This is a genomic window from Rhizobium moroccans (assembly GCF_057559155.1).
The window spans coordinates 23,017-49,029 of the sequence record NZ_JBHFJG010000007.1 but is presented as its reverse complement, the minus strand read 5'-3'; the positions used below and the strand labels follow the sequence as shown (position 1 = coordinate 49,029).

The 26,013-nt window shown below is 61.8% G+C and carries 29 protein-coding genes and 1 riboswitch; of the genes, 11 read left to right on the top strand and 18 right to left on the bottom strand.

Features of this window, described 5'->3' with window-relative positions; translation table 11 throughout:
- Positions 1-54: 54 nt before the first annotated feature.
- The 6 genes from ACE04I_RS04985 to ACE04I_RS04960 all read right to left on the bottom strand — a co-directional run bounded on the left by ACE04I_RS04985 (position 55) and on the right by ACE04I_RS04960 (position 7,045).
- Positions 55-801, bottom strand: coding sequence for a DNA mismatch repair protein MutT (locus tag ACE04I_RS04985; RefSeq protein ID WP_046792568.1), 747 nt, complete (start codon positions 799-801; stop codon positions 55-57).
- Positions 798-1,907, bottom strand: coding sequence for an endonuclease/exonuclease/phosphatase family protein (locus ACE04I_RS04980; RefSeq protein WP_487206706.1), 1,110 nt, complete (start codon positions 1,905-1,907; stop codon positions 798-800). Before ACE04I_RS04980 ends, ACE04I_RS04985 begins: the two co-directional genes overlap by 4 nt.
- Positions 1,908-1,960: 53 nt before the next feature.
- Positions 1,961-2,989, bottom strand: a complete 1,029-nt coding sequence (locus tag ACE04I_RS04975; RefSeq protein WP_487206705.1) for an ABC transporter ATP-binding protein — start codon at positions 2,987-2,989, stop codon at positions 1,961-1,963.
- Positions 2,977-4,671, bottom strand: coding sequence for an ABC transporter permease (locus ACE04I_RS04970; protein ID WP_046792571.1), 1,695 nt, complete (start codon positions 4,669-4,671; stop codon positions 2,977-2,979). Before ACE04I_RS04970 ends, ACE04I_RS04975 begins: the two co-directional genes overlap by 13 nt.
- A 12-nt stretch (positions 4,672-4,683) precedes the next feature.
- On the bottom strand, positions 4,684-5,667 hold the full coding sequence (locus tag ACE04I_RS04965) for an ABC transporter substrate-binding protein (protein WP_046792572.1): 984 nt from the start codon (positions 5,665-5,667) through the stop codon (positions 4,684-4,686).
- A gap of 151 nt (positions 5,668-5,818) precedes the next feature.
- Positions 5,819-7,045: an aminotransferase-like domain-containing protein gene (locus tag ACE04I_RS04960; protein WP_046792573.1), complete on the bottom strand. Its 1,227-nt coding sequence runs from the start codon at positions 7,043-7,045 to the stop codon at positions 5,819-5,821.
- 266 nt (positions 7,046-7,311) lie between these two features.
- On the opposite strand from ACE04I_RS04960, the gene ACE04I_RS04955 reads away from it, so the two are divergent.
- Entirely contained in the window at positions 7,312-7,764 is a 453-nt protein-coding gene (locus tag ACE04I_RS04955; protein WP_046792574.1) for an RbsD/FucU family protein, read from the top strand.
- A gap of 30 nt (positions 7,765-7,794) precedes the next feature.
- Positions 7,795-8,346: a hypothetical protein gene (locus ACE04I_RS04950; protein ID WP_046792575.1), complete on the top strand. Its 552-nt coding sequence runs from the start codon at positions 7,795-7,797 to the stop codon at positions 8,344-8,346.
- Positions 8,347-8,394: 48 nt separating this feature from the next.
- Here ACE04I_RS04950 and ilvC read toward each other — a convergent pair whose 3' ends face one another.
- From ilvC to ACE04I_RS04925, 5 genes are all read right to left on the bottom strand, one after another.
- Complete coding sequence (ilvC, locus tag ACE04I_RS04945; RefSeq protein WP_046792576.1) at positions 8,395-9,414, bottom strand: ketol-acid reductoisomerase; 1,020 nt, start codon at positions 9,412-9,414, stop codon at positions 8,395-8,397.
- A gap of 40 nt (positions 9,415-9,454) precedes the next feature.
- A complete protein-coding gene (locus tag ACE04I_RS04940) occupies positions 9,455-10,093 on the bottom strand; it encodes a TetR/AcrR family transcriptional regulator C-terminal domain-containing protein (protein WP_046793008.1) in 639 nt (212 codons plus the stop codon).
- Between the two features lie 173 nt (positions 10,094-10,266).
- Positions 10,267-10,905, bottom strand: coding sequence for a glutathione S-transferase family protein (locus ACE04I_RS04935; protein WP_046792577.1), 639 nt, complete (start codon positions 10,903-10,905; stop codon positions 10,267-10,269).
- A 190-nt stretch (positions 10,906-11,095) separates the two neighbouring features.
- Positions 11,096-11,731 carry a 3,4-dihydroxy-2-butanone-4-phosphate synthase gene (gene ribB, locus ACE04I_RS04930; protein ID WP_046792578.1) on the bottom strand — a complete coding sequence of 212 codons (636 nt, stop codon included), beginning with the start codon at positions 11,729-11,731 and terminating at the stop codon, positions 11,096-11,098.
- A 113-nt stretch (positions 11,732-11,844) separates the two neighbouring features.
- A riboswitch (FMN riboswitch) is annotated at positions 11,845-11,991 on the bottom strand.
- Positions 11,992-12,186: 195 nt separating this feature from the next.
- The gene (locus ACE04I_RS04925; RefSeq protein WP_046792579.1) at positions 12,187-13,098 is read right to left on the bottom strand and encodes an AraC family transcriptional regulator; all 912 of its coding nucleotides are present in this window, start codon (positions 13,096-13,098) and stop codon (positions 12,187-12,189) included.
- A 91-nt stretch (positions 13,099-13,189) separates the two neighbouring features.
- On the opposite strand from ACE04I_RS04925, the gene ACE04I_RS04920 reads away from it, so the two are divergent.
- Positions 13,190-13,570: a VOC family protein gene (locus ACE04I_RS04920; protein WP_046792580.1), complete on the top strand. Its 381-nt coding sequence runs from the start codon at positions 13,190-13,192 to the stop codon at positions 13,568-13,570.
- 153 nt (positions 13,571-13,723) lie between these two features.
- The gene (locus ACE04I_RS04915) at positions 13,724-14,770 is read left to right on the top strand and encodes an NAD(P)-dependent alcohol dehydrogenase (RefSeq protein WP_046792581.1); all 1,047 of its coding nucleotides are present in this window, start codon (positions 13,724-13,726) and stop codon (positions 14,768-14,770) included.
- Between the two features lie 55 nt (positions 14,771-14,825).
- On the opposite strand, the gene ACE04I_RS04910 is transcribed toward ACE04I_RS04915, so the two are convergent.
- Positions 14,826-15,410, bottom strand: coding sequence for an AAA family ATPase (locus ACE04I_RS04910; RefSeq protein ID WP_046792582.1), 585 nt, complete (start codon positions 15,408-15,410; stop codon positions 14,826-14,828).
- 35 nt (positions 15,411-15,445) lie between these two features.
- A complete protein-coding gene (locus ACE04I_RS04905) occupies positions 15,446-15,853 on the bottom strand; it encodes a winged helix-turn-helix transcriptional regulator (protein ID WP_046792583.1) in 408 nt (135 codons plus the stop codon).
- Positions 15,854-15,998: 145 nt separating this feature from the next.
- Here ACE04I_RS04905 and ACE04I_RS04900 point away from each other — a divergent pair, with 145 nt between their 5' ends.
- Entirely contained in the window at positions 15,999-16,886 is an 888-nt protein-coding gene (locus tag ACE04I_RS04900; RefSeq protein WP_046792584.1) for an SDR family oxidoreductase, read from the top strand.
- 57 nt (positions 16,887-16,943) lie between these two features.
- A complete protein-coding gene (locus ACE04I_RS04895) occupies positions 16,944-17,882 on the top strand; it encodes a bifunctional helix-turn-helix transcriptional regulator/GNAT family N-acetyltransferase (protein ID WP_487206704.1) in 939 nt (312 codons plus the stop codon).
- Here the strand turns inward: ACE04I_RS04895 and ACE04I_RS04890 are convergent.
- Together ACE04I_RS04890 and ACE04I_RS04885 are read right to left on the bottom strand one after the other, a co-directional pair.
- Positions 17,879-18,631 (bottom strand): pyridoxine 5'-phosphate synthase, encoded by a 753-nt coding sequence (locus ACE04I_RS04890; protein ID WP_046792586.1) that lies wholly within the window; start codon positions 18,629-18,631, stop codon positions 17,879-17,881. The two genes, ACE04I_RS04895 and ACE04I_RS04890, sit on opposite strands and share 4 nt — an antisense overlap.
- Positions 18,632-18,735: 104 nt before the next feature.
- Positions 18,736-19,863, bottom strand: coding sequence for an ATP-dependent DNA helicase (locus ACE04I_RS04885; RefSeq protein ID WP_046792587.1), 1,128 nt, complete (start codon positions 19,861-19,863; stop codon positions 18,736-18,738).
- A 137-nt stretch (positions 19,864-20,000) separates the two neighbouring features.
- On the opposite strand from ACE04I_RS04885, the gene ACE04I_RS04880 reads away from it, so the two are divergent.
- The 4 genes from ACE04I_RS04880 (at position 20,001) to ACE04I_RS04865 (ending at position 22,934) form a co-directional block, all read left to right on the top strand.
- Complete coding sequence (locus tag ACE04I_RS04880) at positions 20,001-21,140, top strand: mandelate racemase/muconate lactonizing enzyme family protein (RefSeq protein WP_046792588.1); 1,140 nt, start codon at positions 20,001-20,003, stop codon at positions 21,138-21,140.
- Between the two features lie 102 nt (positions 21,141-21,242).
- Positions 21,243-21,617 (top strand): COG4315 family predicted lipoprotein, encoded by a 375-nt coding sequence (locus ACE04I_RS04875; RefSeq protein WP_046792589.1) that lies wholly within the window; start codon positions 21,243-21,245, stop codon positions 21,615-21,617.
- The gene (locus ACE04I_RS04870; RefSeq protein ID WP_046792590.1) at positions 21,601-22,152 is read left to right on the top strand and encodes an RNA polymerase sigma factor; all 552 of its coding nucleotides are present in this window, start codon (positions 21,601-21,603) and stop codon (positions 22,150-22,152) included. Before ACE04I_RS04875 ends, ACE04I_RS04870 begins: the two co-directional genes overlap by 17 nt.
- Complete coding sequence (locus tag ACE04I_RS04865; protein WP_046792591.1) at positions 22,149-22,934, top strand: anti-sigma factor family protein; 786 nt, start codon at positions 22,149-22,151, stop codon at positions 22,932-22,934. Before ACE04I_RS04870 ends, ACE04I_RS04865 begins: the two co-directional genes overlap by 4 nt.
- A gap of 94 nt (positions 22,935-23,028) precedes the next feature.
- On the opposite strand, the gene ACE04I_RS04860 is transcribed toward ACE04I_RS04865, so the two are convergent.
- Positions 23,029-23,817, bottom strand: a complete 789-nt coding sequence (locus tag ACE04I_RS04860) for a bestrophin-like domain (RefSeq protein ID WP_046792592.1) — start codon at positions 23,815-23,817, stop codon at positions 23,029-23,031.
- A complete protein-coding gene (locus tag ACE04I_RS04855) occupies positions 23,817-24,410 on the bottom strand; it encodes a LysE family translocator (protein WP_046792593.1) in 594 nt (197 codons plus the stop codon). Before ACE04I_RS04855 ends, ACE04I_RS04860 begins: the two co-directional genes overlap by 1 nt.
- Positions 24,411-24,576: 166 nt before the next feature.
- Between ACE04I_RS04855 and ACE04I_RS04850 the strand changes: the two genes are divergently transcribed.
- A complete protein-coding gene (locus tag ACE04I_RS04850; protein ID WP_046792594.1) occupies positions 24,577-25,422 on the top strand; it encodes an aldo/keto reductase in 846 nt (281 codons plus the stop codon).
- 3 nt (positions 25,423-25,425) lie between these two features.
- Here the strand turns inward: ACE04I_RS04850 and ilvN are convergent, their stop codons facing one another.
- Complete coding sequence (ilvN, locus tag ACE04I_RS04845) at positions 25,426-25,998, bottom strand: acetolactate synthase small subunit (protein ID WP_046792595.1); 573 nt, start codon at positions 25,996-25,998, stop codon at positions 25,426-25,428.
- Positions 25,999-26,013: the final 15 nt, after the last annotated feature.

Below are 26,013 nucleotides of genomic sequence, written 5' to 3'. Positions count from 1 at the left end.
TCCTCATTTACCCTTGGCGCCAAACTGCCCGAGCAGATCGGCCAGCGCAAGGCGTCACGATCCGCTGCCCCCACCGAAATACCAATCGAGCACCGGCAGCATGGCGACATGGTACGGATGGGCGGCGCGATCGGCGGATCGGATGGCGACAGCCGCAGCGATCTCCTTCTCCTCCGCCACCTCGATATGCCGCTCTATGCGGGAGATCATCTCGTCCGCCGTCAGTTCGAACCGGAACAGCCGGAACAGGGTGATCGCCCGGCGGTAGCGGCAGACGTTATAGCCTTCGGCCGTTTCTGCCTGTCTGAGGTCGAGGCCAGTCTCCTCCAGCACCTCCCGCCGCATATTGCCGTCCACGTCGCAATGGCCATCGACGATGTCCTCGGGCTCCATGGAACCGCAGGCGAAATAGACGAGGCCCGGATTGGCGGTATGCTCGCCCATGCGGATGGCGATGAGCGCACCGTCCGAACTTTCGAGAACGGGGTAGCCGAAAACGTGGATACCGCCGGCGCGGCTCGCCTGCTTGCGCCACCAGAGGAAAGCGGAATAGGGAATGACGTGCCCCTCGCTGCGGAAGCCTTCGGGCGTCAGCGAAACCTTCCGGTGAAGAACCATACGGCCGTCGAAGAGCGCCGGATTGGCGGCGATTTCCTTTTCCCAGTTTGCGGCGATGGCCTCCCGCTCCGCGAGATAGAGGGGATGATCGCCCGGCAGGACCTGCAATTCCGCTTGGCCCACCGGGAAGATGGTCTGCTCCGGCGGCCAGCCGGCGAAATCATCGGAAAATTCGATATTCATTCGAGATCCAGTTCCATCACGACGGGGCAATGGTCGGAGGCCTTGGGACGGTCCCAACCGATGCGGGGGAAGCGCTCCACCTCCTGGCCAGGCGGGAAGACCGTGCGGTAGGGCTGCCCGCCGCGGATGATTTCCGGAATGCGCTCCGCGCTGCGGCGCGCGAGCGTCGGTGAAAGCCAGATATAATCGAGCTGGCAGAGGTGCTGCTCCTCCGGTCCGCGTGCATGATAGAGCGTCCACCGGTCCATGACGTCGCGGCGCTCCACGGGGTTTTCAGCAAAACCGTCATGGCTGAAGACGTCGAGCGCGCTCGCCTCCTCCCGCACCGGCTCGAAGCGGTAGCCGAGCCTGCGCGTGCCGATCACCTGCACCTTTTCCTGGTAATCGTTCATGTCGCCGCAGATGGCGAAATTCTTGTCCGCCGTGCGCCCCTTGCCGAACTGACGCTCGATAATGTGGCGGACGGCCCTGGCCTCCGCGGTGCGGATCGCCATGGTTCCGGTGCGGCCATCGGTTCCATCGCGGGCATTGCCCATGGATTTGAAGTGCACAACATAGAGCGAGAAGGGCTTGCCGCCGATCTTGAGTTCCAGTTCCAGGCAGTCGCGCTTGAAGATCTTGTCGTAGGGATCGTTGGTGAGCGCCAGTTCGTCATTGAAGAAGCCGAGATCATGATAGGTCAGCATGGCGTGGCTTCGCACGTCGACGACCTCGATCTTCTCGCCCGTCCGCGTTTCCTCCCGCATCAGCACCGCGACATCTATGCCGCGCGAATCATTGCCCTCGACGAGATATTTCTGGCGATAGCCGTTGCCGACCATGCGATAGAGGTAACCGTATTCAAAGGCCTGAAGAGCGGGCATGTTGTCCACTTCCTGCAGGCAGAGGATATCGGCATCGGCTTCCGCAATCGCGAGCGCCGAAAGCTGGCGGGTGTCGTCGGTCTCGGCGATCAGCCGCGCCTGTTCGAGCTGCTGATAGACGACCTTGTCCTGCACGTCGTAGAGCCTCAGCACCCGATCCTGCCGGAGCTGGTTTCGCCAGCCGGAGAAATCGAAACGGGTCATGAGGTTTTCGATATTGAAGGTGCCGAGGCGCAGCGACATGAAGCGGAATCCTCCTGTTTCGACGGCACCATAACCATGCGGGCCGAAGCTGGCTACAATCTCCAAGCGGAGCGGATGACGATCGGCAGGACATCGCCCGCCTTCACCGGATCGCGGCTGAAAGCCCGGAGCATCTGCCCGTCCGGCAGGACGAGCCGCAAGGCGTAGCGCTCACCTTCGAAGAGCACGGAGACGACGCGGGCCTCGATCCCCCCGCCCGCCACCGCGATATCCTGCGGCCTCACAAGAATGTCGGCATGCGCCGTATTCGTCCCGGCGGGATCGAAGAGTAGCTGGAGGCCGCTCCAGTCCAGACGCCGGTTGTCACCGGCCAGTGACGGCAGCGAGAGGATGGCTCCCTGCCCCACCAGCGCGCCGACGAGGCGGCCTTCCGGCCTGGCATAAATCTCCTCCGGCGAGGCTACCTGCAGCAGCCGCCCCTCCGACATCACCGCGACATCGGTGGCGAGCGCCATGGCCTCGCCCTGATCATGCGTGACATAGATCATCGTCGCGCCCGAGCGGGCGTGGAATTCCCGGAAGGTCTCCTCCATCTCCTGGCGCAGATGCCGGTCGAGATTGGCGAGCGGCTCGTCGAGAAGCACGACATCCGGCTCGGTGACAAGGCAGCGGGCCAGCGCCACGCGCTGCCGCTGACCGCCGGAAAGATCGGCCGGCCGGCGGTCCGCGAAGTTTTCCAGGCGAACGGCGGCAAGCGCCTCGCCGATCTTCTTCTGCCGCCTCTCGCCGGAAATGCCGCGCACCTTGAGCGGATAGCCGACATTGTCGGCGACGCTCATATGCGGCCAGAGCGCATAGGACTGGAAGACCATCGCCATGTTGCGGCTTTCCGGCGGAATCATCTCCCCGGCATCCGCGAGCACCCGCTCGCCGAGCAGGATGGAGCCATCGGTCGGCTGCTCGAAACCGGCGATCATCCTCAGCACCGTCGTCTTGCCGCAGCCGGAGGGGCCAAGCAGCGCCAGGAAGCCGCCTTCTCGCACGGTCAGCGACAGATCGTTCACGGCCGGTTTTCCCGAGCCGAAGGCCTTGGAGACACGATTGAGGATCAGCTTCGCCAAGGCACCACTCCCTTCGGCAGTCGTTTCGCCATCAGCTCCAGCGCGATCATCATGGCGACGACCATGACCACCACGAGGACGGACAGAGCGGAGGCGAGATTGAAACTGCCGCTGTCATCGAGATTGTAGATCGCCACGCCGAGCGTCTGCGTGCCCGCCGACCAGAGCAGCGCGGAGATGGTCAGTTCGTTGCAGGCGATCAGGAAGACGAGGATCACCGAGGCGCCGGCGGCGGGCGCCACCAGCGGCACGAGGATATCCGCGAGCCTTCGTCCGAAGCCGGCGCCGGAAAGCCGTGCAGCCTCTTCCAGCGACGGATCGAGCTGGCGGAAGGCGCTGACCACCGGCTTCAGGCTGACGGCGAAGAAACTGGAGAAGTAGGCGATCAGGATGATCCAGATCGTGCCGTAGATGGAGATGCGAAGGATCGGGATCGGCGCGGCGAAGAGCAGGATGAAGGCGACGGCCAGCACGATGCCCGGAAGCGCGTAGGGAATTTCCGCAAGCGCGGTGATGAGGCCGGCAAGCCGGCTCTTCGTGCGCACGAGGAAATAGCCGGTCAGCACCGTCACCGCCAGGAGACCGAAAGCGGTCGAAACGGAGAGAAAAATGGAATTGGAAAACGCGGTGCGCGTCACCGACTGACGGAAGAGGATTTCCTCGTAGGCGTGGATGGTCACGGTCTTGGCGCTCAGCGGCACGCCATAGGCCGGTGCCAAGGAACTTGCGACGAGCGCCGTCAGCGGCATCACCAGGATCAACAGGATGACGAGCCAGAGCAGCGCTTCGGCAAACACCCGCCAGCCGCCCAGCCGGAAAACCGCGACCTGCCCGGAAAGGCCGATCACGCGATAATCCCTCCCCTTGAGAACCCGGCTTTCCACGGAAAGTCCGATGATCGAGATAATCGCGATCAGCGCGGAGATGAGCGATACGTCGCCGAAGGTGCCGGGACCGAAGCTTGCGAATTTCGAATAGATCAGCACCGGCAGCGTGTAGATCGAGGCGGGGATACCGAGGATCGCCGGAATGCCGAAATTGCCGACGCCCGAGACGAAGGCGATCGCCGCACCGGCCACGAGCCCCGGCAGCGACAGCGGCAGGATGATATCGATGAGCACCCGGCGCGACGACGCGCCGGAAAGCCTTGCCGCTTCCACCGCATCGCGCGGCAGGGCAAGCAGCCCGGCCCGCAGCGAAAGATAGACGAGCGGCGCATGCTGCACGCCGAAGAGCAGCGCTATGCCGCCGATCGAATAGAGCGGCTGTGGGCTGCCGAGCGGCGGCGCGAGCCCCAGCGCCTTCAGAAGCGCGCTCGAAGGCCCCGTCATGCCGATCCAGGAGAGCGCCGTCACCTGCGGCGGGATCATCATCGGCAGCATGAAGAGGAAACCGAGCAGCGCCTTCGCCCGAATGTCGAAGAGCGTCAGCAAGAGCGCGAAACCGCCGCCGAGGATCACCGCGGCGATCATGCCGAGGAAGGACGTGACGAGCGTATCGTAAACCGACCGCCAGAGTGCCGGATCGGACAAGAGCTTCGCAGCCCCGCCTTCGAACGCCGAAGCAAGCCCCGTCGCCGCCAGCCTGCCGAGCGGCAGCACGCTCAGGAAGAAGACGACGGTGACGACAAAAGGAAACAGCCAGCGCGGCTGGCTGTTTCCCGGATTTCCGGATCGCGTCATGCGCTCTCTATATCAGCCCTTGATGCCGAAGATATCCGAAAAGGTCTTCACATCCTCTTCGGAAGCCTTGAGAGCTTCGGCCGCGTTGATCGGCAATACCTTGATCTCTTCGCGGGCGGGATAGCCGGCCGGCAGATCGATGCCGTTGCGGGCCGGGATGTAGCCGAGCTTGGCGGCGATCTTCTGGCCGTTTTCCGACAGCAGATAGTCGATGAACTTCCTGGCGGCATCGGCATGCTTGGTGGAGGAAAGGATCGCCGCGGGCTCGGTAACGGCCGAGACGCCCTCCGTCGGGAAGACGAACTCCACCGGCGCGCCCTTCGCCTTCTCGCGGATCGGCAGGTAGTCGACGACCACCCCATAAGCTTTCTCGCCCGATGCGACCGCCTTCAGCACGCCGCCATTGCCGCCGGCAGCGACGGCGCCGTTATCCTTGAGCTGCTTGTAATAATCCCAGCCGAGGCCGTCGACACCGGCAAGCGTCTGGGCGTGGATGAGCGCAGCACCCGAAGCGAGCGGGCTCGGCATAGCGACCAGGCCCTTGGCTTCCGGCTTGGCGAGATCGGCCCAGCTCGTCGGCTTCATGCCGGCCTGGGTGTTGTACATGATGCCGGTGGTGATGAGCTTGGTGGAATGGTAGTAGCCGTCGGCGTCATAGAGAGCAGCGTCGAAATTGGCGGCTTCCGGCGACTTGTAGGCGAGAAGCTGGCCAGCCTGCTTCATGCGTTCCAGCGTGACGGTATCGGCGATCAGCAGAACGTCGGCCATCGGGTTGCCGGCCTGGATCTCCGCATTCAGCTTCGCCATGATCTGCGGCGTGCCGTCGCGAACCCATTCGACGTCGATATCCGGGTTGGCGGCCTTGAAGCCATCGACGGTCGCCTGGGCATCCTCGTTCGGCTGGCTGGTGTAGAGCACGAGGTCGGCGGCTTGCGCGGCACCCGCGACAAGGCCAAGCGCGACGAGCGCGGTGAAGGCGGAGAGAAGCTTTTTCATCTGAGCAGTCCTTCTGAATGGATAACCGCTTAAACACGATCGATCTGACAGGTATGTGACAGTCGCGACCAGCCCCGCAGAAAGACTATCCGCAATAAAAAAGCCCCGTCACCGAGTGGAGACAGGGCTTTGAACTTTGTAAGCGACCTGATCAGGCAGCGGCGGCGGAAAGCGCGTTGCCGATGAGGCGGCCGAGCCGCTGGATGCCTTCCTCGATCATCGCCTCGTCGGCGCAGGAGAAGGAGAGCCGCAGGGTATTCGCGCCCGAGCGGTCGGCGAAGAAGGCCTGGCCCGGCACGAAAGCGACCTTCTCCGTCTCGATCGAGCGGGCGAGAAGCTCGGCGCCGTCGAGGCCCGCCGGAACGGTGACCCAGACGAACATGCCGCCTTCCGGCTTCGTCCAGCTCGTGCCCTTCGGCATGTACTTGGCGAGCGCGGCCAGCATGGCGTCACGGCGGGCGCTGTAGGCTGTCTTGATCTTGGCCACCTGCGCGTCGAAGCCGCGCGTCGCGACATGTTCGATGGCGATCTGGTTGATGGTCGAGGAATGCAGGTCGGCCGCCTGCTTCATCAGCACCAGCTTGCGGATGACCGGCATGGCGGCGACCACGAAGCCGACGCGAAGACCGGGAGCAAGGGTCTTGGAGAAGCTTCCGCAATAGATGGTGCGGGTGTTCTCGATGCCGCCCTTGCGGGCGATGTCGAGCGCCAGGATCGGCGGGACCGCTTCGCCATCGTAGCGCAGCGACTGGTAGGCCGCATCCTCGATGACCGCGATGTCGAGCTCATCGGCAAGGCCGAGCAGCTTTTCGCGCCCTGCCCGATCCACCGTCTCGCCGGTCGGATTGGCGAAATCGGCCGAGAGATAGGCGAACTTCACCGCGCCGCCTGCTTTGGCCGCAGCCTCCTGATACGCGGCCGGCGTGCGGTTGCCGAAGGAAAGCTGGTCATAAGTCGGCTCGTAGGCGTTGAAAGCCTGCAGTGCGCCGAGATAGGTCGGCCAAGTGACGAGCGCGGTATCCTTCGGCGATAGGAAGAGCTTGCCGAGATAATCCAGCGCCTGCTGCGAGCCCGACGTGATGAAGACGTTTTCGACCGCGCAAGGGATGCCGATCTTGGCCATCTCGCCGACCAGCCATTCGCGCAGCGGCTTGTAGCCCTCGCTCACCGAATACTGGAGCGCGGCATTCACCTGGGGGCCGGAAAAGATATCCGAATAGGCCTGCTTGAATTCCTGATCGGGAAAGAGCGCCGGGTCGGGAATGCCGCCTGCGAAGGAGATGATGTCGGGACGCTCGAGCAGCTTCAGGAGCTCACGGATTTCGGACGCACGCATGCGACTGGAGCGCGTCGCAAAGATATGTTCCCAATCAAGCACGGATGTTTCCTCTTATTTCAATTTTCTATCGTCTTTCTTTACAGAAAGATCGACAGGTCAGCAATACTGACCTATTGGCCGGCGAGGTATTTTTTTGTCCTCTTGCCCACTATGCCACCAGAGCCATTCCAGCAAAAGTGCGTAGCGGTTTTGCGGCCGCAATTGCGTGAAAACAGACTGCACCCGCGCTTGCCAGAACGGCAAATAGACGCCAGTTTCCGTTCCCCGACAAATAGCGAAGCGGCCGCCCGGCCCAAGAGGAAAACATGCTCAAGAATATCGATCCGGCGCTCAACGCCGACGTGCTGCACGCGCTGCGTTCCATGGGACACGGCGACACGCTGGCGCTCGTGGACACCAATTTTCCGGCCGAATCGGTCGCGCGCCAGAGCACACTCGGCAAACTGCTCAGGATCGACAATGTCTCCGCGGCACGCGCCATGGAGGCCATCCTCTCGGTGCTGCCGCTCGACACCCCGCTCCAACCCTCCGTCGGCCGGATGGAGGTCATGGGCGCGCCCGATCAGCTCGAGCCCGTGCAGGTGGAAGTACAGGCCAAGATCGACGCAGCCGAAGGCCAGTCCGCCCCCATGTACGGTATCGAGCGCTTCGCCTTCTACGAGGCGGCGAAAAAGGCCTATTGCGTGATAGCGACCGGCGAAACGCGGTTCTACGGCTGCTTCCTGCTCACCAAGGGCGTCATTCCGCCGGCGGCGTGAACTATTTGCGCAGAGGAAAGCTCTGACCCCATGAGCGAAAAACTAAAGCTAAATCCACAGCTTTGTAAACATGCTTACGACGAAGCAGTGGAAAGGATAGCAAGACTTGCGGCTTATGCGACGTCACGCAGCCTGAAGATACTCGGCTTCGGTGATTACTTTTCCTTAGCCGAAGAGCTCTGCAAAAAGGACCTGATAATATTAGCCATTTCCGTCAGACGTCTGGCTGAAATGACAAAAAGCACAAGCGAACTGAAAAACCTCCGCATAAAAGCTATGATTACCGATGAGCGAGGCAATCACACGGGCGGCCAGGAAAACTGTTGGGACATAGTCGGCAACATTTTGCACGGTGTGGAAATAGATGTATTTAAGGATGTTGGAAAATACATTTCAGAAGACTTTATGGAAATCATGAGAAACAAAGATGAAATTGATGCCGCCATCTCTATAAAATCTGAAAAATTTCACAAAAAAATGTTCAAGCTTACGGATTTTCTTCGCTGCATAAATGAATATCTCGATAAGGCTGACGAAACCCTCTCTGACAATGGCATATTTGTAAGCGACCTATATCAATAGGCCGGAGCATACGCCCCGGCCTATGATGTAGATTGCCAGAGTTTTGTTTTAGTTGACCGTCTTGTCGACCAGCTTGTTCTTGCCGATCCAAGGCATCATGGCGCGCAGCTTGGTGCCGACTTCCTCAATCTGGTGGTTGTCGTTGTTGCGGCGGATGCCCTTGAAGCGGGCACCGCCGGCGCGATATTCCTGCATCCATTCGGAGGTGAACTTGCCGGTCTGGATGTCCTTCAGGACGCGCTTCATCTCCGCCTTGGTCTCGTCGGTGATGATACGCGGACCGGTGACGTATTCGCCCCATTCGGCCGTGTTGGAGATCGAGTAGTTCATGTTGGCGATGCCGCCTTCATAGATCAGGTCGACGATCAGCTTCACTTCGTGCAGGCACTCGAAATAGGCCATTTCCGGCGCGTAGCCGGCTTCCACCAGCGTCTCGAAACCAGCGCGGATGAGCTCGACCAGACCGCCGCAGAGAACGACCTGTTCGCCGAAGAGGTCGGTTTCGCACTCTTCCTTGAAGTTGGTCTCGATGATGCCCGAACGGCCGCCGCCGACGCCGCAGGCGTAGGAGAGAGCGAGTTCAAGAGCATTGCCGGAAGCGTTCTGATGAACGGCGACCAGGCACGGCACGCCGCCGCCCTTCTGGTATTCGCCGCGAACCGTGTGGCCCGGGCCCTTCGGCGCGATCATGACGACGTCGACCGATGCCTTCGGCTCGATCAGGCCGAAATGCACGTTCAGGCCGTGGGCGAAGGCGATTGCAGCGCCGTCGCGGATGTTCGGAGCGATTTCAGCCTTGTAGATATCGGCCTGCAGTTCGTCCGGGGTCGCCATCATCATCAGGTCGGCCCACTTGGCGGCTTCGGCAACCGTCATGACCTTGAAGCCATCGGCCTCGGCCTTCTTGACGGTCGGCGAACCGGCCTTCAGCGCGATCGCCAGGTTCTTGGCGCCCGAATCCTTGAGGTTCAGCGCATGCGCGCGGCCCTGCGAACCGTAGCCGATGACGGCGACGTTCTTCGATTTGATGAGGTTGATATCGGCATCCCGATCGTAATAAACGCGCATCGTTTTTTCCTTCCCTATGCGTGTCGCTTGTTGATGATGTTCATCGTCCCGAGGCGGCGCGGAGCGCCTCCCCCGAATCCTTCTGCGTGCCGTGCAGCGTCAGGAAGGCGTCGACCGCCTTCTGCGCCTGGCGTGCATTGTCCTTGAGGCCCGGCTCGCCCAGCAGCATGCGCACATGCAGGTCGGAGACGATCAGGCCGTAAAGCGTGTGATAGGCCGCGTCGGCATCGTCGAAGCGCAGGAGCCCTGCCCGCTTGCCCGCATCGATCAACGCGATTGCGCGGCGATCGATCTGGCGGCGGCCGTGCTCGAGCAGCAGCTTGCCGAGTTTGGAACCGTCGCGGTTGGACTGGCCGATCGCCAGCCGGTTCAGCGCCAGAGACACGTCGCCGGCCAGAACCTCCAACAGGTCGCGGGCGAAAAGCTCCAGATGTTCGCGCAGCAATACGGCGTTCAGCCGCTCGCCTGAGCGCTCGAAGGTGCGCACCTTGCTTGCCTGATGGGCGATCATCGCAGCCAGCAGGCCTTCGCGATCGCCGAACCACTTGTAGAGGCTTTCCTTGGAGCAATGCGCTGCGCGCGCCAGGCCGGAAGTCGTGAGCGCCTTTTCGCCCCCTTCCACGAGTAGCCGAAGCGCCTGCTCCAGAACGACATTCTGGCGGGGCGAAAATTCCGGCATGCGGCCTGCTTCGGCGATCACTGTAGGGCCTCCAATTTCCGTACCGTACGGTACGGTTCGGGTGCAGCTTATGACGCAGTCGCAAGCCGGCGTCAAGACGGTTCGGGAGAAGTTGATCGGCAGTTCTTCCAGCGGCGTCCCGTTGCCGGCGAAACCGATCTTGTCAGTTGGGGCTAGGCCGGCAGCGGCGGCAATTCCGGCGCCTCCAATCCCCGGAAGGGATCACGCCACGCGTCGATGTCTTCGAGCCGACGATACCAGCGGCGAATGGAAGGATAATCATCGATCGGCAGCAGCGCCGCATCGTTGAAGGGCAGAAACGTACCCATTCGGAAGTCCGCGAAAGAAAGCGTGTCCCCGACCAGCCAAAGCCGGCTTGAAAGTTCGGCTTCAAGGACCTCAGCGGCCCGGTGAAATTGCCGCAATCCATCCTGGACCTGTTGCGGATCCAGGGGGCCGATCCCGTACCGCAGCTTGGTTCCGCGTTCAAAATGCACGATATCGCAAGCTTTCACGAAATTCTGCATGCCCCAACTGATCCATCGGATCATCTCCGGCTCGTCATCGTCGGTGCGCCAGAAATCCGAGCGCATGTCGCGGGAAAGGCGGCAGACGATTGCGTCAGCCTCCCAAAGGGCCCTTCCGGGACCCTGCAGAATAGGCACCAACAGGTTCGGGTTCAGCGAGCGGTAACGCTCGGCTTGCCCCGGCGCTCGCGGCGATGCGTATTCAAACTCGACCGGCGCATTCAGATAGCGCGCAGCAGCCACCGCCAGACGCGGGTTGGGATTGCGGCTGAAATACAGTTTCATAACAGGCGTGCCTCCATTCATCTCCTTTTAAAGACGAGAGCGGGCACGAGTATCCGACATGCCGGAACAAAAATGCACGTCTGGCCGCCCGATCGTTTCGGACGTTTTCGAAACGATCAAAGCCGGCGCAAACCTGCGCCGGCTTTGATCGGGCCTTTCATGATATGTCGGCGTTTTCAGCCCGGCCGGATCAGGCGGCGTAGGCATCGCCCACGCCGCGCAGACCCTTCACATACGAGATGAGGTCCGCGATCGTAACCAGCGGCATTCCATGGAGTTTCGCGAACTCGACGAGGTCCGGCAGCCGCGCCATGGTGCCGTCATCCTTGGCAACCTCGCAGATGACGCCGGAAGGCTTCAGGCCCGCCAGACGGCAGAGCTCCACGGCCGCTTCCGTATGTCCGGGGCGTGAAAGTACGCCATTCGGATGGGCGCGGAGGGGAAAGATATGGCCCGGCCGCGCGAAGTCGTCCGGCTGCGCCTTCGGGTCCATCAGCGCCCTCACCGTTGCTGCCCGGTCGGCCGCCGAGATGCCCGTCGTCGTTCCCGGAATGTAATCCACCGAAACGGTGAAGGCCGTCTTATGGGATTCCGTATTCCGCGGGACCATCAGCGGGATGTCGAGCGCATCCAGCCGCTCGCCTTCCATCGCCACGCAGATCAGACCGCGTGCGTGGTTCATCATGAACGCAACGGTCTCCGCAGTCACCGTTTCCGATGCCGCGATGATGTCTCCCTCGTTCTCCCGATCCTCGTCATCCACGACGACGATCATCCGGCCACGAGCCAGAGCTTCGAGAGCATCTTCGATTTTTGCGATTGTCATTTCAGTGCCTTTCAAGGGTTACCCGCGTTAGCGGTAAAACCACGGCCTTGCGAGCCGCCATTTATCCCTTGGGCGAACAAGCCGGACTCGTCCCCCGAACAGGAAACACCCGGCGTTGTTCTCTTCCATCCGGACTTTAACCGTCGGCTCCGGCATCTCACCGGATCTGCTGACCTTCCACTTGCGTGAAAGCGCTCGCGGGCTCCGGGATCACTCCCGATACCGCCGGTGGGGAATTGCACCCCGCCCTGAGAACGGTTCCAAAATAATGACTTCCGCGGGTGATTTGCAAGAGGCTTTGCGACAGCCGAGCTTTGTACCGAGGAATTAATCACCTTCAGCGGCATCTGCCGGAGAAGATTTTTCCGGACAACATGGCGTTGCTCGGCGTGACGAGCATTGCCGATATCGGGCACGAACACATCGTCGACATGTCCGCGTGAAGCGCCACAAGGCTAGGCGGTGACGGGTTCGCGGACCGATTCCGATTCCATGTCGCGCAAGGGCGAAAGGCCGTAGAGCCGGCTGTATTCGCGGCTGAACTGGGAAGGGCTCTGATAGCCGACCCGATGGCCCGCCGTGCCGACATCCAGCTTTTCCACCAGCATCAGCCGGCGCGCTTCATGCAGGCGCAGCTTCTTCTGGAATTGAACCGGCGTCATCGCCGTCGCCGCCTTGAAGTGATGGTGGAACGAGGATTCGCTCATATTGACGCGCTCCGCCAGTTCCTCGATGCGAAGCGGACGGGCGTAGTTCTGGCGCAGCCAGGCGATGGCGCGTGCGATCCGGTTGCCGTTGCTGTCGTTGACCGCGATGTTGAGCAGCCGCGCGCCGTCCGGGCCGGTGAGAATGCGGTAGAGGATTTCCTGCTGGATCAGCGGCGCCATGGCCGGTATCTCCTGCGGGCGATCGAGCAGGCGCAACAGACGCACCGCCGCGTCCAGGATTTCCGGCGAGGCGGCATTGACGGTGATGCCGCGCTGGCTTTCCGCATTGGCCTGCCGCCGGGGAAGCTCGATGCGGTTGAGAAGCTCCGCGAGCTTCCCGCTGTCGATCGCGAGCGCGAAGCAGAAATGCGGGGTTTCCGGGCTTGCTTCCGTCACCCGCCAGGTGACGGGCAGATCCAACGAGGTGAGAAGATACTCGCCCATGGCATAGTTGATCGTCTCCGTGCCGAGACGCAGGCTTTTGGCACCCTGCAGCACGATCGCCACACAGGGGCGATAGCTGCTGTGGAACGACTCGCTCGGCGTAGAGCGCCGGCTGAGACACAGATTGTCGATGGCCGTGTCGAACTCGCCCTCGCCCGGCGTATGGCGCGCGGCGATGGAGGCGATTTCCTGATAGGGATTGAAGGGCAGCGTCATGGAAACTCGCTCTGGGATGGCCGCAGGTTTCTTCCAATCTAGGCGTCACGGCGCCATTCTACAAATCCGCAGTCGGCTTACGGAGAAAACGATGCGTTTTATCAATCCCATCCCTTTCGTTCGCGACATAAGCCGCTCCAAGGAATTCTACAACAAGCTGCTGGGTCTGAAAATTATCGAAGACGCCGGAAATTTCGTCCTTTTCGAGTCCGGCTTTGCAATCCACGAAGGTCAATCGCTCGAGCAAACGGTCTGGAACCGGAAGCGTGACACCGGCGAACCCTATGGCCGACGGAATTTGCTTCTGTATTTCGAACACAGCGATGTCGATGCCGCCTTTGAAAGCATCGCGCCGCATGTGGAGTTGATACATCCCATAGAAAAACAGGCGTGGGGGCAGCGGGTCTTTCGTTTCTACGACCCGGATGGACATGCGATCGAGATCGGCGAACCGGAGGACCGAAACACTTAGACGTTTCGTGAAATAGCCTGGCACGGAGCGCGCCATGAATTTTGCAGGATCGTGCAAGAAGCTTGCAGGATCGATCTAACACCTATCGGCTGCCCGGATGCATATTCCGCCTCGTCCCTTTTCCCTCAAATCAACAGATGATTGGAGCTTCTCATGGCTATTGCTAGAGGCTATGCCGCCACCGACGCGTCCAAGCCGCTGACGCCCTTCACCTTCGAGCGCCGCGAACCGAATGCCGACGACGTGGTCATCTCGATCCAGTATTGCGGCGTCTGCCATTCCGATATCCACCAGGCCCGCAACGAATGGGGCGGGTCGAAATATCCGATGGTGCCGGGCCACGAAATCGTCGGCACGATCGCGGCCGTCGGTTCGTCGGTCACGAAGTTCAAGGTCGGCGACAAGGTAGGCGTCGGCTGCTTCGTCGACAGCTGCGTCGGCTGCGCTTCCCGCGATGTCGACAACGAGCAGTACATGCCCGGTCTCGTGCAGACCTATAACGACTACGAGGCCGATGGAAAGACGCCGACCTATGGCGGCTATTCGGACTCGATCGTCGTCAAGGAAGGCTATGTGCTGTCGATCCCGGAAAACCTGCCGCTCGATGCCGCAGCACCGCTGCTTTGCGCCGGCATCACGCTCTACTCGCCGCTTCGCCACTGGAATGCCGGCCCTGGCAAAAAGGTCGCGATCGTCGGCATGGGCGGTCTCGGCCATATGGGCGTCAAGCTCGGCGCGGCCATGGGCGCGGACATCACCGTTCTCAGCCAATCGCTCTCCAAGAAGGAAGATGGGCTGAAGCTCGGCGCCAAGGAATATTACGCCACCAGCGATGCCGAGACCTTTACCAAGCTCGCGGGCACTTTCGACCTCATCATCTGCACGGTGGGCGTGGCGATCGACTGGAACGCCTATCTCGGCCTTCTCAAGGTCAACGGCTCCATGGTTCTGGTCGGCGTGCCGGAGCATGCGGTACCAGTTCATGCCTTCTCGCTGATCCCCGGCCGCAAGAGCCTTTCCGGCTCGATGATCGGCTCGATCAAGGAAACCCAGGAAATGCTGGATTTCTGCGGTCAGCACAACATCGTCTCGGAGATCGAGACGATCAATATCGGTGAGATCAACGAAGCCTATGAACGCGTCCTGAAGAGTGACGTACGCTACCGCTTCGTCATCGACATGGCCTCGCTGGCGGCCTGATCAAACCGAGAGGGGCGGTTTCCGGCCGCCCTTCTCCTTTTTCTGTCGCAAAGCTCTATGAGGCCCGGCGCACCAAATCGTCGGAAAGACAGGCGACAGCTTGGGGATCAGATACATCCACGATGGTTATCCCGTGCTGCATTGCAGCCTCATGCATTTCCGAGTTGTCCTGCAAGGACCGCTCGATGAACTTATCCATTATGGCGCGGACAGGCTCGTCGGCTTGCCGATATTCCGCCTCGGACCGCATTCTTTCCCGCAGAAAATCCGCATCCGCATGGAGACAGATCCCGGCAACCCTATCGGAAACAAGAGGCGCTATGAACTCTGGCCGAAGCGCCGATCCCTCAAGGACAAGCGGCCTCCCGGCTTCGATCTCGCACTCGATCATCCGCCTGATATTGGGCCACATGTTTTCGTGATGCACCTTCAGAAACCAGTAGATCGTCTCCGGTGAAAGCCGCGCGTAATATTCGGCGACAGGTTGAGGTATGCTCGGCCATGGTCGGCCGGGATGTCTTCCGAGGCGGTCGGTCGATACCATATTCCAGCCGAGCGTTTCGGCGAGACGCCGCGCGAGCGTGGTTTTACCCACATGCGAACTCCCGGCAATCAGGATGCCCGATAGTCTTTGCCCCACCCGCTTCTCCGCCGAGTTCGCATTCAATTTCGCATTCAAGCGAGTTCGCTCGCGTCGTAACGCTCCCGCGCCGCCTTGACGTCGGCATGATTGGCTTCCGCCCAGCGAAGAACCTTGGACAGCGGCTCGAACAGCGAGCGTCCGAGATCGGTCATGCGATATTCCACGCTCGGCGGCTTGGTGGGAAACACCTCCCGCTCGATATAGCCGTCCCGCTGCAGGTCCCGCAGGGTCTGGGTCAGCATGCGCTGCGAAATATCCGGGATCAGCCGGCGGAGTTCCCCGAAGCGATAGGGACGGATAGCAAGCGCCTCCAGGAGCAGCGTGGACCATTTGCCGGCGATGCGATCGATCACGTCGCGCACTGGGCAGTTGTCCATATCCCACGCGGTGATGTCGAACTCCTCGCGCTGCAGCTGCGGGCTGGTTTTGCTCAGAACCATGGTGGTTCCCTCCCGGTAACGATCTCCCGCGAAACTGCCTTCTTTACAGCCTGAGGTCAATTCCTATTTTAGCGCTAGTCTCTTTTTGAGACCAACACTCACCAACGCTGCCGCGTGCAAGCGGCCGCCAGAAAAGGAAGATTTCATGAGCAAGCTGCTCGTCACCGGCGCCGCCGGCCAACTGGGCCAGTCGATCATTCGTCACCTCCTGGAAACGTCCAAGGTGCCCGCCAGCGACATCATCGCTGCAAGCCGTGATCCGCAAAAGCTTGCCGGCCTTGCCGAAAAGGGCATCGAAACCCGCAAGGCCGATTTCGATGACGAAGCCGGCCTCGTCGCCGCCTTCAAGGGAGCTGACCGCGTGCTCATCATCTCCACCGACGATCTCGCCAATCCTGGCAAGCGCCTGATCCAGCACCGCAACGCCGTCTCGGCGGCGGCCAAGGCGGGCGTCAAGCACGTCGTCTACACCTCCATGCCGAATCCGGACAAATCGCTCATCTCCTTCGCGCCCGACCACCTCGGCACGGAGGAAGCGATCAAGGCGAGCGGCCTCTCCTACACCATCCTGCGCAATGCTTGGTATTACGACAACTACCTGCACTCCATGCCGCACAACCTCCAGGCCGGCAAATGGTATACCGCATTCGGCAAGGGCCGGGTCTCCAACATCTCCCGCGACGACTGCGCCCGTGCCGCCGCCGCAGCACTTGCCAACCCGCCTGCCGGCAGCCAGACGCTGACGCTCACCGGACCGCAGGCGCATACCGCGGAGGAGATCGCCGCGGCTGTTTCGGCCGCCGCCGGCAAGCCGCTGGAGGTCGTGCATGCGAGTGACGAGCAACTCGAGCAAGGTCTGATCGGTGCCGGGCTACCGGGTTTCGTCGTCAAAATGCTGGTCTCGACCGACGCCAATATCCGGGCCGGCAATTTCGATCTGGTGACCGGGGATTTCGAGAAGCTGACGGGCGTGAAGCCTCAACCTCTCAGCGCCTACTTCGCGGAACACAAAGCAGCGCTCCTCGCCGCATAAAGTATTTGACTAAGTCCAATAAATATCAGACAGAGTCTCCAAAGGGAGGCTCTGTCCATGACCGATATCGCCATGCTGGACGCCGTTCGCGGCTTCAACCGCTTCTACACGAACAAGCTCGGCCTGCTGGCCAAGGGTTATCTCGATACCGATTACACGCTCACCGAAGCGCGCATCCTCTATGAGATCGGCGCCCGAAAGCGACTTTCGGCAACCGAACTCAATCGCGAACTCGGTCTCGATCCGGCCTATCTCAGCCGCATCCTGAAGAAGTTCCGCGAGGCAGGTTTCATCGAAAGCGAGCCCGATCCCGCCGACGGGCGCAGCCAGATTCTCATCGTCACCGATAGGGGACAGGCGGAATTCGAAATGCTTGGCGAGCTTTCCCGCCGGCAGATCGCCGCGGACCTCGATAACGTCGAAGATACCCGCCGTCAGGCTCTAATCGGCGCGATGAACACGATCCGCGCAACTCTCGACCCGTCAATGCCGGCCGGTCCGGCGATCATTCGCCCCCACCGGATCGGCGATATCGGCTGGATCATCGAGGCGCAAGCCAAGGCCTACGCGGCCGAATACGGCTGGAATGAAAAGTTCGAAGGCATGGTTGCCGAAGTGGCCGGCAAGTTCCTGACGAATTTCAACCCTGAACGCGAACGCTGCTGGATCGCCGAGCGCGACGGCCAGAGGGTGGGTTCGATCGTGGCCGCGGATGGCGGAGACGGCATCGCCAAGCTCCGTCTTCTCTATCTCGCTCCCGAAGCGCGTGGACTCGGCCTCGGCCGAACCTTGGTCGAGGAATGCATCCGCTTTTCAAAGACTGCTGGCTATCGCCAGCTCTCGCTCTGGACCAATGACGTCCTGACGGCGGCAATTCACATCTACCGGAAGGCCGGCTTCCGGCTGGTTTCCGAAGAGAAGCACGCCATGTTCGGTCCGGAATGCAACGGGCAGACCTGGGTTCTCGACCTCAGCGAGGCAAGGCTTTCCGCCTAGACTTTCTGACCGCAGGCATGGCGGAAGCGGCGCACCGTTTCCGCCATGCCGTATTCCAGCGCGTCCGCGGTCAGGCCGTGGCCGATCGAGACTTCCGCGAGCGTCGGAATGCGCTTCGCCAGCGCCGGCAGGTTGGCGACAGTCAGGTCGTGGCCGGCATTGACGGCAAGCCCTTCGGCCGCCGCCGCATCGGCCGTCCGCCCCAGTTTTTCGAGGATTTCCGCCGCGAGTTCCGGCTTGTCGTAGCAGCCGCCATAGGGCCCGGTATAAAGCTCGATGCGGTCCGCGCCGGTCGCCTTGGCAAGCTTGACGGCCTCGACATCGCCATCTCCATCGGCAAAGAGCGACACGCGCACGCCCTTCGCCTTCAGCCGTGCGACGATCGGCTTCAGGAACTCGCCCTGCGCGCGGAAATTGAAGCCATGATCCGAGGTCGCCTGGGCGGGATCGTCCGGCACCAGCGTCACTTGCTCCGGCTCGGTTCTTTCGCAGAGCGCCAGGAAATCCTCGCTCGGATAGCCTTCGATGTTGAACTCCGCTTCCGGAAACTCGTCGTCGATCAGCGCGCGGATCACCGGCAGGTCGGAGAAGCGGATATGCCGCTGGTCGGGACGTGGATGGACAGTCAGCCCCGCCGCGCCGGCCTGCAGAGCGATACGGCCGAGATGTTCAAGGCTCGGCCAGGGAAGATCGCGGCGATTGCGCAGCATGGCGATGGCGTTAATGTTGACCGAAAGCTTGGCGGGCATGGCGAAAGTTCCATCTGAGACGACGTGACCTGCTTATGCCATCGAGATAGTAGAGGCCAATGGCTTTTCTGCCATCCGCCCATGCAAAGTTTTGATGGAAGCGATCAGCGAACGATCGTCAGCGTCTCGGCGGCGCGGGTAATCCCGGTATAGAGCCAGCGCTCGCGGGTATCGCGGAAAGCGAAGCTCTCGTCGAACAGCACGACATTGTTCCACTGCGACCCCTGAGCCTTGTGAACGGTCAGCGCATAGCCGAAGTCGAAATCGTCATAGCGCTTCTTGGTGGACCAGGGGATCTCGGTTTCCTGATCCTCGAAGGCGGCCTTCAAGAGCTTTATCTTGGCAGCACCCCGATCCATGTCGTCATCTTCGGGGCGAATCATCAGGTTAATGCCGGGCTTCACCGTCTCGCGCGAGGAACTCATTACCTGCCAGAGCGAGCCGTTGAGCAGCCCCTTGGCCGGATCGTTGCGAAGGCAGACCAGCTTGTCGCCCGATTGCGGGTATTCCGCCGAAAAACCCTTAAGCTCCCGCAGACGCTGATTGTAGCGCTTGCGCGTCCTGTTGGTGCCAACCAGCACCTGGTCGGCTTCCATCACGAGGGTCTGGTTGACCTCGTTGCGGGAAATCACCTGCGCCGTGCCGTAGTCGCCATACATCAGCTCCCTGCCCTCGCGCACGTCCATGGCAAGCTTGATGATCGGGTTGTCGCGCGCCTGGCGGTGGATTTCCGTCAGCAGGTAATCCGGCTCCTGTTCGGTGAAGAAGCCGCCGCCGGTCACGGGCGGCAACTGGCCGGGGTCGCCGAGCACCAGGATCGGCGTGCCGAAGCTCAGGAGGTCGCGGCCGAGCTGTTCGTCCACCATCGAGCACTCGTCGATGACGATGAGCGCGGCCTTTGCGACAGGGCTCTGACGGTTGATGGAAAACATCGGCGAGATGGAGGTCTTACCCGTTTCCTCGTTCTCGACCGCCTCTTCGCCGCGCGGGCGATAGATCAGCGAATGGATCGTCTTGGCGTTGCGGGCGCCGCGCGAGCGCAGCACCTGCGCCGCCTTGCCCGTGAAGGCCGCGAACAGCACATCGCCGTCCACATGCTCGGCGAAATAGCGGGCAAGCGTCGTCTTCCCCGTGCCGGCATAGCCGAACAGGCGGAAAACCTGGCTGCGCCCCTCCTTCAGCCATTGCGAAACGGCTTTCAGAGCCTCGTCCTGTTGGGGTGCGAACTGCATGGGAGCGACTTGGCAGGATTCGGGCCGCAGGCGCAACCGAAAAGAACGAAAGAGGATCAAAACAGCTAGGGCGAATGGTCGCCCGAGCGTGTTGTACTCGGCGGATGGGTGTGGAATGGATTGGCAAACGGAGGAGCATGATGAGAATCGAAAGCATAACGTCCAGCGTCCATAGGCTGCCGCCCGCCTCGCCCTGGGAAGATGCCACCAACAAGGTTGAGGCGCTCGAATTCGTCGTCGTCGAGGTCACGACCGACACCGGCATCACCGGCACCGGTTTCAGCTACAGCGTCGATATCGGCGGCACCGCGATCCACACGCTTATCGAGGACTATCTTTCCGGGCTTGCGATCGGAATGAATCCACTCGCCTACGAACAGGTCTGGACGAGGCTTTCGAACCAGTCGCGGCGGCTCGGCCTCGGCGTCAATTCGATGGCCATCGCCGCCATCGATATCGCGATCTGGGACATTATCGGCAAGCACAAGGGCCAGCCGCTGCACCAGCTCATCGGCGCGGCGCGCGAAAGCATCCCCGCCTATATCAGCGAGATCAATCTTTCCGAAAGCGACCGTGTCGAGGATCTGCTGGCCCGCGCCCGGGATTATCTCGCCCGGCGCTACAAGGCGATCAAGATCAAGATCGGCAAGCCCGACCTGGAGGCCGATATCGAACGCCTGGCCAGGCTCCGCGAATTGCTCCCGTGCGATGTGCGCCTGATGGTCGACCTGAACCAGAAATGGAGCGCCGCGCAGGCGATCCAGGCCGCTGGCCGGCTCGAGCAATTTAATCTCGAGTGGATCGAAGAGCCGCTGCTCTATCACGATGTCCAGGGTCACGCGGACCTCAAACGCTCGAGCAAGACGCCGATCGCGCTCGGAGAAAGCCTCTACAGCAAATACCAGTTCCTCAATTATCTCAGGGCCGGCGCCGTGGACGTGGTGCAGGCAGATGTCGCCTTCGTCGGCGGCATTACCGAATGGCTCAAGGTCGCGCATCTCGCCGGCAGCTTCGGCAAGCCGATCGCGCCCCATTACATGATGGAGATTTCGCTGCCGCTCCTCTGCGGCGTGCCGAACGGTTACATGCTGGAGGACGTGGTGGGTGGCAGCTTCACCGAACTCGGCCTCATCGAAAACCCGATCCTCACGAGGGACGGCGTAGGAACGCCGCTCGATGTGCCGGGCCACGGCATCGCGTTCAGCCGAAGCGCGCTTGACGCCTGCCGGACGAATTCGGTGGAGTTGAAGAAATCCTTCAAGGGCGGCAGCAAATAAACCTGCAAAAATCTCAGGTCGGTACGGAATAAAACCCTCCCCTTCGGTGTCTCGACATGGGCGGCAGGAAAAAGCCGCCTTCACACTTGAGAGGAGACCCCCATGAAAACCCTCATTCTCCTGCCCTTCGCATTCGTTGCGCTGGCCACCGCGGCCTTTGCCGCCCCGCCGGTCAAGACCGTCAAGTCCGAGAAGGGCGAAGTGCTTGCCGGCGAAAACGGCATGACGCTCTATACCTTCCGCAACGACAAGAAGGGCATGTCCAACTGCTACGACAAATGCGCCACCAACTGGCCGCCGCTGATGGCGGATAGCAACGCGACCGAAGAAGGCGCATACTCGCTCGTGACCCGCAAGGACGGGTCGAAGCAATGGGCCAAGGACGGCATGCCGCTCTACTACTGGGTCAAGGATACCAAGGAAGGCGATGTCACCGGCGACGGCGTGGGCGGTGTCTGGGATGTCGCGAAACCCTGACGAAGCCGAACCGGCGCACGGGGCGGCTGCTTCCGCGCCGGTTTCCTTCGAGGCGCATATGCTCGCGCTCCTGCCGTCGCTGAGGCGCTATTCTCGCAGCCTCACGCGCTCCGACAGCGAGGGCGAGGACCTGTTGCAGGATTGCGTCGAGAAGGCGCTTTCAAGCCGTGCCCAATGGCGCGGCGTCAACTTCAAGTCCTGGCTCTACAGGATCATGACCAATCTCCACCTCAACCGGCGCCGCACGCTGCGACGGCATCCTTCCGTCGGCATCGAGGAGGCCGAGGCAATGACGGCGGGTGGTCCCGGCGATCCATTGGAGATGAAGCGGCTTTCGCTGGCGCTCGAGGCGCTGCCGGCCGATGCGCGCGCCGTCCTGATGCTGGTGGCGGTCGAGGGATATGGCTACCGGGAAGTCGCCGAAATGCTGGAAATTCCGATTGGAACGGTGATGTCGCGTCTGTCGCGCGCACGCCAGATGCTGCGCGAACAACTCGCGGAAGAAAACGTCATTCATCTGCGGAGACCAAGATGAACGAAGAGGCACGCGTGAGCGAAGCGGAACTGCATGCCTATGTCGACGGGCTTCTCGACGAGGCAGAGCGCGCGCGCATCGAAAGCTGGCTTGCCGCCAATCCGGACGCCGCGGCGATGATCGCCGACTGGAAGACGCAGAACGACCGGATACGCGCCGCTTTCGCAGGGCATGCGAAAAGCATGGAGAACGACGTTCGGCTGATTGCCCGTGGCGCAGCTCCGAAGAAGACCTCGTCCGCCAGGCGCCTGCAGCTTGCGGGCGCTGCGGCCGCGATCTTCGCGATCGGAGCGCTGAGCGGCCATTTTGCTCCGCGATTGCTCGGCCAGCCGCAGATCGAACTCACCTATGCCGAGATCCTGCCGAAGGAGGCGCAGACCGCCTTCCTCGTCTATGCCGGCGAGGTCAGGCATCCGGTGGAAGTGTTCGCCGAAGAGGAAGCGCATCTCGCCACCTGGCTCGGCAAGAGGCTCGCCATCGACGATCTGAAGGTTCCGAACCTTCAGAGGCTCGGCTTCAAACTGGTCGGCGGCCGGCTGCTGCCGGTGGACGGCCAGCCCGGCGCCATGTTCATGTACGAGGACCAGGCCGGCGAGCGCCTGACGGTGCTGCTCGGCCGCAACTCGCAAAACAGGACGACGAGCTTCCGCTTCGCTTCCGTGGGCGAGGTCGAGACCTTCTACTGGATCGACGGCGACCTCGGCTATGCGGTCACCGGCGAGGTGCCGCGCGACGTGCTGCGACAGGTGGCGGAGGAATGCTACCGGCAGTTTCCGTCATGAAGAGGCGAATAGCACCGCTTAGGGCCAATCGACAATCAGGTTTCGGGCGCGGCGCTCCCTGAAACGCGCTCCAAACCCTGAATGTCGATTGGTCCTAACCTGCCGGCAGGCTCCTGCCGATCTCTCCCCGGATCAGGTGTTCGAAAGGCCGCGGCTCCAGCTTTCCGGGATTGGCATAGGGGTTGGAGAAAGCGAAGATGAAGAAGAGGATGACGCCCGAGTAAGCGCCGAACAGCGATAGCAGCGCTATATGCGTCCGCGTCGGGCGGGAGACGTAGAACGCGGCCGAGACCAGAATCAGGCCGATCAGGGCCGGTCCCCAGAACAGGCCGGAGAAGCGGCTGACCGAGGTGGCCTCCCGGAGTTGCCTGTAACGCGCGATGGAAGCGATCCGATCCTTCATGCGCTGGCTCAGATATCGCTCGCGGTCCGTCGTCGGAGAGAGGTCCAGCAGGCGTCGGTAAACCTCATCCCATATCATCCAGGCCTTTGCGGAAAGGCCCTGATGCTGCGCCAGCAGCGGCCACTCCTCATCCACGACGACCGCCAGATACCGCGCCAGCCCCTCCTGCAACGGTGCGACGATCACGCCGCCATAGCGCCCAGCATCGTGATAGACATCCGAGATGGCGATCGCCTCGTCGGTCAGCGTGGCGCGCACGCCCTTGTAATCGTCAAGCTCCTGTGCATAGACGAGACCCAGGATCAACCCGTGCAATGTCGCGATCCTGACCGCGACATTGTTGGCCACGTCCCATGTCCTGTCCCCCTCGTACCCCGGATGGAGCAGCTTTCGCGCGATGAAATAGCTGCCGAGCACCAGAGCGATCGTCGCCAGGACGAAACCGATACCGGTCGCAAGAGAGGTCAGGAAGTCGCTCATCACTTCAACATTGGCCAGAGGCTCGCGACAAGCAAGACCGCCATGGTGATGTTGAACCATTTAAGCCGCACAGGCACCGACAGCCATTCCCTTAGCGCCGAGCCGAAGCCCGCCCAGGTGGAGACGCTCGGAACGTTGACGGCGGCAAAGACCAGGCCCACCATCAGCACGGTCGGCAGGTAATAGGCGGGATCGGTATAGGTCGCCATGGCGGTGACGGCCATCACCCAGGCCTTGGGATTGACCCATTGGAATGCAGCCGCGCCCAGGAATGTCATCGGCCGGGCTGCCGCCTCGCCTTCGGAAAGGCTGCGCGACGTGCCGATCTTCCAGGCGATCCACAAGAGATAGGCGCCGCCCGCGAACTTCAGCACCGTATAGAGGAGCGGCACGCTCTGCATCAGCGCGCCGAGCCCGAGACCCACGGCGATCAGGAGCGAGAAGAAGCCGGCGCCGATGCCGAACATGTGCGGAATGGTGCGGCGAAAGCCGAAATTCACGCCCGATGCGAACAGCATCATGTTGTTCGGCCCCGGCGTGATGGAGGTCGTGAAGGCGAACAGGAACAGGGCCAGAAGGGTTTCCAGCGACATGAGTACTCCGTAGCGCCAATATGATGAGCTTTTTGCGGGCCATCTCGTTCGCCGGATGACTATGATTGGGGTGTAAGCGCGATTCTCTCGATCGGCAAGCGGGCTTGGCGGCAGGATCGAAAGTCTTATGTTAGGACGATTTCCGCCTTCAAGCCCGAGGTCCGCGATGTCCGATCCGATCCCCACCGTCACCCTTCCTTCAGGCATAAAGGTTCCGGCGCTCGGCCTCGGCACCTGGCAGATGGGCGAGGAGCCGCGCAAGGCCGAAATCGAGGTGGAAAGCCTGAAACGCGGCATCGATCTCGGCATGACATTGATCGACACGGCGGAAATGTATGCGGAAGGCGGTTCGGAACGCGTCGTCGGAAAAGCTATCGAAGGCCGGCGCGACGAGGTCTTCCTGGTCAGCAAGGTTTATCCCTGGAATGCCAGCCGTGACGGGGTGATCGCCGCCTGCGAGCGCAGCCTCGATCGAATGGGCACGGGCCGCATCGATCTCTACCTGCTCCACTGGCGCGGCCAGCATCCGCTCGGAGAAACCGTCGCCGGCTTCGAGGCGCTGAGGCAACAGGGCAAGATCGGCGCCTGGGGCGTCTCCAATTTCGACCTGGACGATATGGAGGAACTGATGGAGCTGCCGGAGGGCGCAAACTGCGCGGCAAACCAGGTGCTCTACAATCTCTCCCGCCGCGGTATCGAATACGACCTCCTGCCCTGGTGCCAGGAACGCGGTATTCCCGTGATGGCCTATTCGCCGATCGAGCAGGGGCGGCTTGCCCGCAATGCCGAACTCATCCGCATCGCCAAGGCCTATCAGGCGACCCCGGCGCAGGTGGCGCTTGCCTTCCTCGTCAAGCGCAAGGGCGTGATCGCCATTCCCAAGACGGCCCATCCGGACCGGGTCGAGGAGAATCGCGACGCGATATCGCTGGAGATCAGCGAGGAGGACTGGGCGGCGCTGGATCGCGCCTTTCCGCCGCCCCGAGGCAAGAAGCCGCTGGAGATGATCTGAAGCTCACATCCCCTGCGGGCCGCGGTTCATGGCCGCGATGCCGGTGCGGCACACTTCCACGAGCCCGAGCGGCTTCACGACGGCCACAAACTGGTCGATCTTGGAGGACTTGCCGGTGATCTCCAGAATGAAATGCTCGACGGTGGCGTCCACCACCTTGGCATGGAAGGCATCGGCAAGCCGAAGCGTCTCGGCGCGGCGTTCGCCCTGCCCCACCACCTTGATGAGCGCCACCTCGCGCTCGATTGGCCGTTCCTGGCCGAGATCGCGCGCCCGCACGGTGAGGTCCACGACGCGGTGCACCGGCACGATCCGCTCGAGCTGCGCCTTGATCTGTTCAAGCACATGAGGCGTTCCGCGTGTCACGATGGTGATGCGCGAAAGGTGAGCCTCATGCTCGGTTTCCGAAACCGTCAGGCTCTCGATATTGTAGCCTCGCCCAGAGAAAAGGCCGATGACGCGGGCGAGCACGCCCGGCTCGTTGCTGACGAGGATCGAAAGCGTATGGCTCTCGACCTTTTCCGTCTCCGGCGAAATGAAATAGGCGGAGCCGGTCGGTTGTTGATGGGCATTCATGATCTTGGGTCCGTT

Excerpts from the sequence above, each read along its gene's own strand:
- ACE04I_RS04985 (WP_046792568.1), bottom strand. The coding sequence starts at position 801 with ATGAATATCGAATTTTCCGATGATTTCGCCGGCTGGCCGCCGGAGCAG.
- ACE04I_RS04980 (WP_487206706.1), bottom strand. The coding sequence starts at position 1,907 with ATGTCGCTGCGCCTCGGCACCTTCAATATCGAAAACCTCATGACCCGT.
- ACE04I_RS04970 (WP_046792571.1), bottom strand. The coding sequence starts at position 4,671 with ATGACGCGATCCGGAAATCCGGGAAACAGCCAGCCGCGCTGGCTGTTT.
- ACE04I_RS04965 (WP_046792572.1), bottom strand. The coding sequence starts at position 5,667 with ATGAAAAAGCTTCTCTCCGCCTTCACCGCGCTCGTCGCGCTTGGCCTT.
- ACE04I_RS04955 (WP_046792574.1), top strand. The coding sequence starts at position 7,312 with ATGCTCAAGAATATCGATCCGGCGCTCAACGCCGACGTGCTGCACGCG.
- ACE04I_RS04950 (WP_046792575.1), top strand. The coding sequence starts at position 7,795 with ATGAGCGAAAAACTAAAGCTAAATCCACAGCTTTGTAAACATGCTTAC.
- ilvC (WP_046792576.1), bottom strand. The coding sequence starts at position 9,414 with ATGCGCGTTTATTACGATCGGGATGCCGATATCAACCTCATCAAATCG.
- ACE04I_RS04940 (WP_046793008.1), bottom strand. The coding sequence starts at position 10,093 with ATGCCGGAATTTTCGCCCCGCCAGAATGTCGTTCTGGAGCAGGCGCTT.
- ACE04I_RS04935 (WP_046792577.1), bottom strand. The coding sequence starts at position 10,905 with ATGAAACTGTATTTCAGCCGCAATCCCAACCCGCGTCTGGCGGTGGCT.
- ribB (WP_046792578.1), bottom strand. The coding sequence starts at position 11,731 with ATGACAATCGCAAAAATCGAAGATGCTCTCGAAGCTCTGGCTCGTGGC.
- ACE04I_RS04925 (WP_046792579.1), bottom strand. The coding sequence starts at position 13,098 with ATGACGCTGCCCTTCAATCCCTATCAGGAAATCGCCTCCATCGCCGCG.
- ACE04I_RS04920 (WP_046792580.1), top strand. The coding sequence starts at position 13,190 with ATGCGTTTTATCAATCCCATCCCTTTCGTTCGCGACATAAGCCGCTCC.
- ACE04I_RS04915 (WP_046792581.1), top strand. The coding sequence starts at position 13,724 with ATGGCTATTGCTAGAGGCTATGCCGCCACCGACGCGTCCAAGCCGCTG.
- ACE04I_RS04905 (WP_046792583.1), bottom strand. The coding sequence starts at position 15,853 with ATGGTTCTGAGCAAAACCAGCCCGCAGCTGCAGCGCGAGGAGTTCGAC.
- ACE04I_RS04900 (WP_046792584.1), top strand. The coding sequence starts at position 15,999 with ATGAGCAAGCTGCTCGTCACCGGCGCCGCCGGCCAACTGGGCCAGTCG.
- ACE04I_RS04895 (WP_487206704.1), top strand. The coding sequence starts at position 16,944 with ATGACCGATATCGCCATGCTGGACGCCGTTCGCGGCTTCAACCGCTTC.
- ACE04I_RS04890 (WP_046792586.1), bottom strand. The coding sequence starts at position 18,631 with ATGCCCGCCAAGCTTTCGGTCAACATTAACGCCATCGCCATGCTGCGC.
- ACE04I_RS04885 (WP_046792587.1), bottom strand. The coding sequence starts at position 19,863 with ATGCAGTTCGCACCCCAACAGGACGAGGCTCTGAAAGCCGTTTCGCAA.
- ACE04I_RS04880 (WP_046792588.1), top strand. The coding sequence starts at position 20,001 with ATGATGAGAATCGAAAGCATAACGTCCAGCGTCCATAGGCTGCCGCCC.
- ACE04I_RS04875 (WP_046792589.1), top strand. The coding sequence starts at position 21,243 with ATGAAAACCCTCATTCTCCTGCCCTTCGCATTCGTTGCGCTGGCCACC.
- ACE04I_RS04870 (WP_046792590.1), top strand. The coding sequence starts at position 21,601 with ATGTCGCGAAACCCTGACGAAGCCGAACCGGCGCACGGGGCGGCTGCT.
- ACE04I_RS04865 (WP_046792591.1), top strand. The coding sequence starts at position 22,149 with ATGAACGAAGAGGCACGCGTGAGCGAAGCGGAACTGCATGCCTATGTC.
- ACE04I_RS04860 (WP_046792592.1), bottom strand. The coding sequence starts at position 23,817 with ATGAGCGACTTCCTGACCTCTCTTGCGACCGGTATCGGTTTCGTCCTG.
- ACE04I_RS04855 (WP_046792593.1), bottom strand. The coding sequence starts at position 24,410 with ATGTCGCTGGAAACCCTTCTGGCCCTGTTCCTGTTCGCCTTCACGACC.
- ACE04I_RS04850 (WP_046792594.1), top strand. The coding sequence starts at position 24,577 with ATGTCCGATCCGATCCCCACCGTCACCCTTCCTTCAGGCATAAAGGTT.
- ilvN (WP_046792595.1), bottom strand. The coding sequence starts at position 25,998 with ATGAATGCCCATCAACAACCGACCGGCTCCGCCTATTTCATTTCGCCG.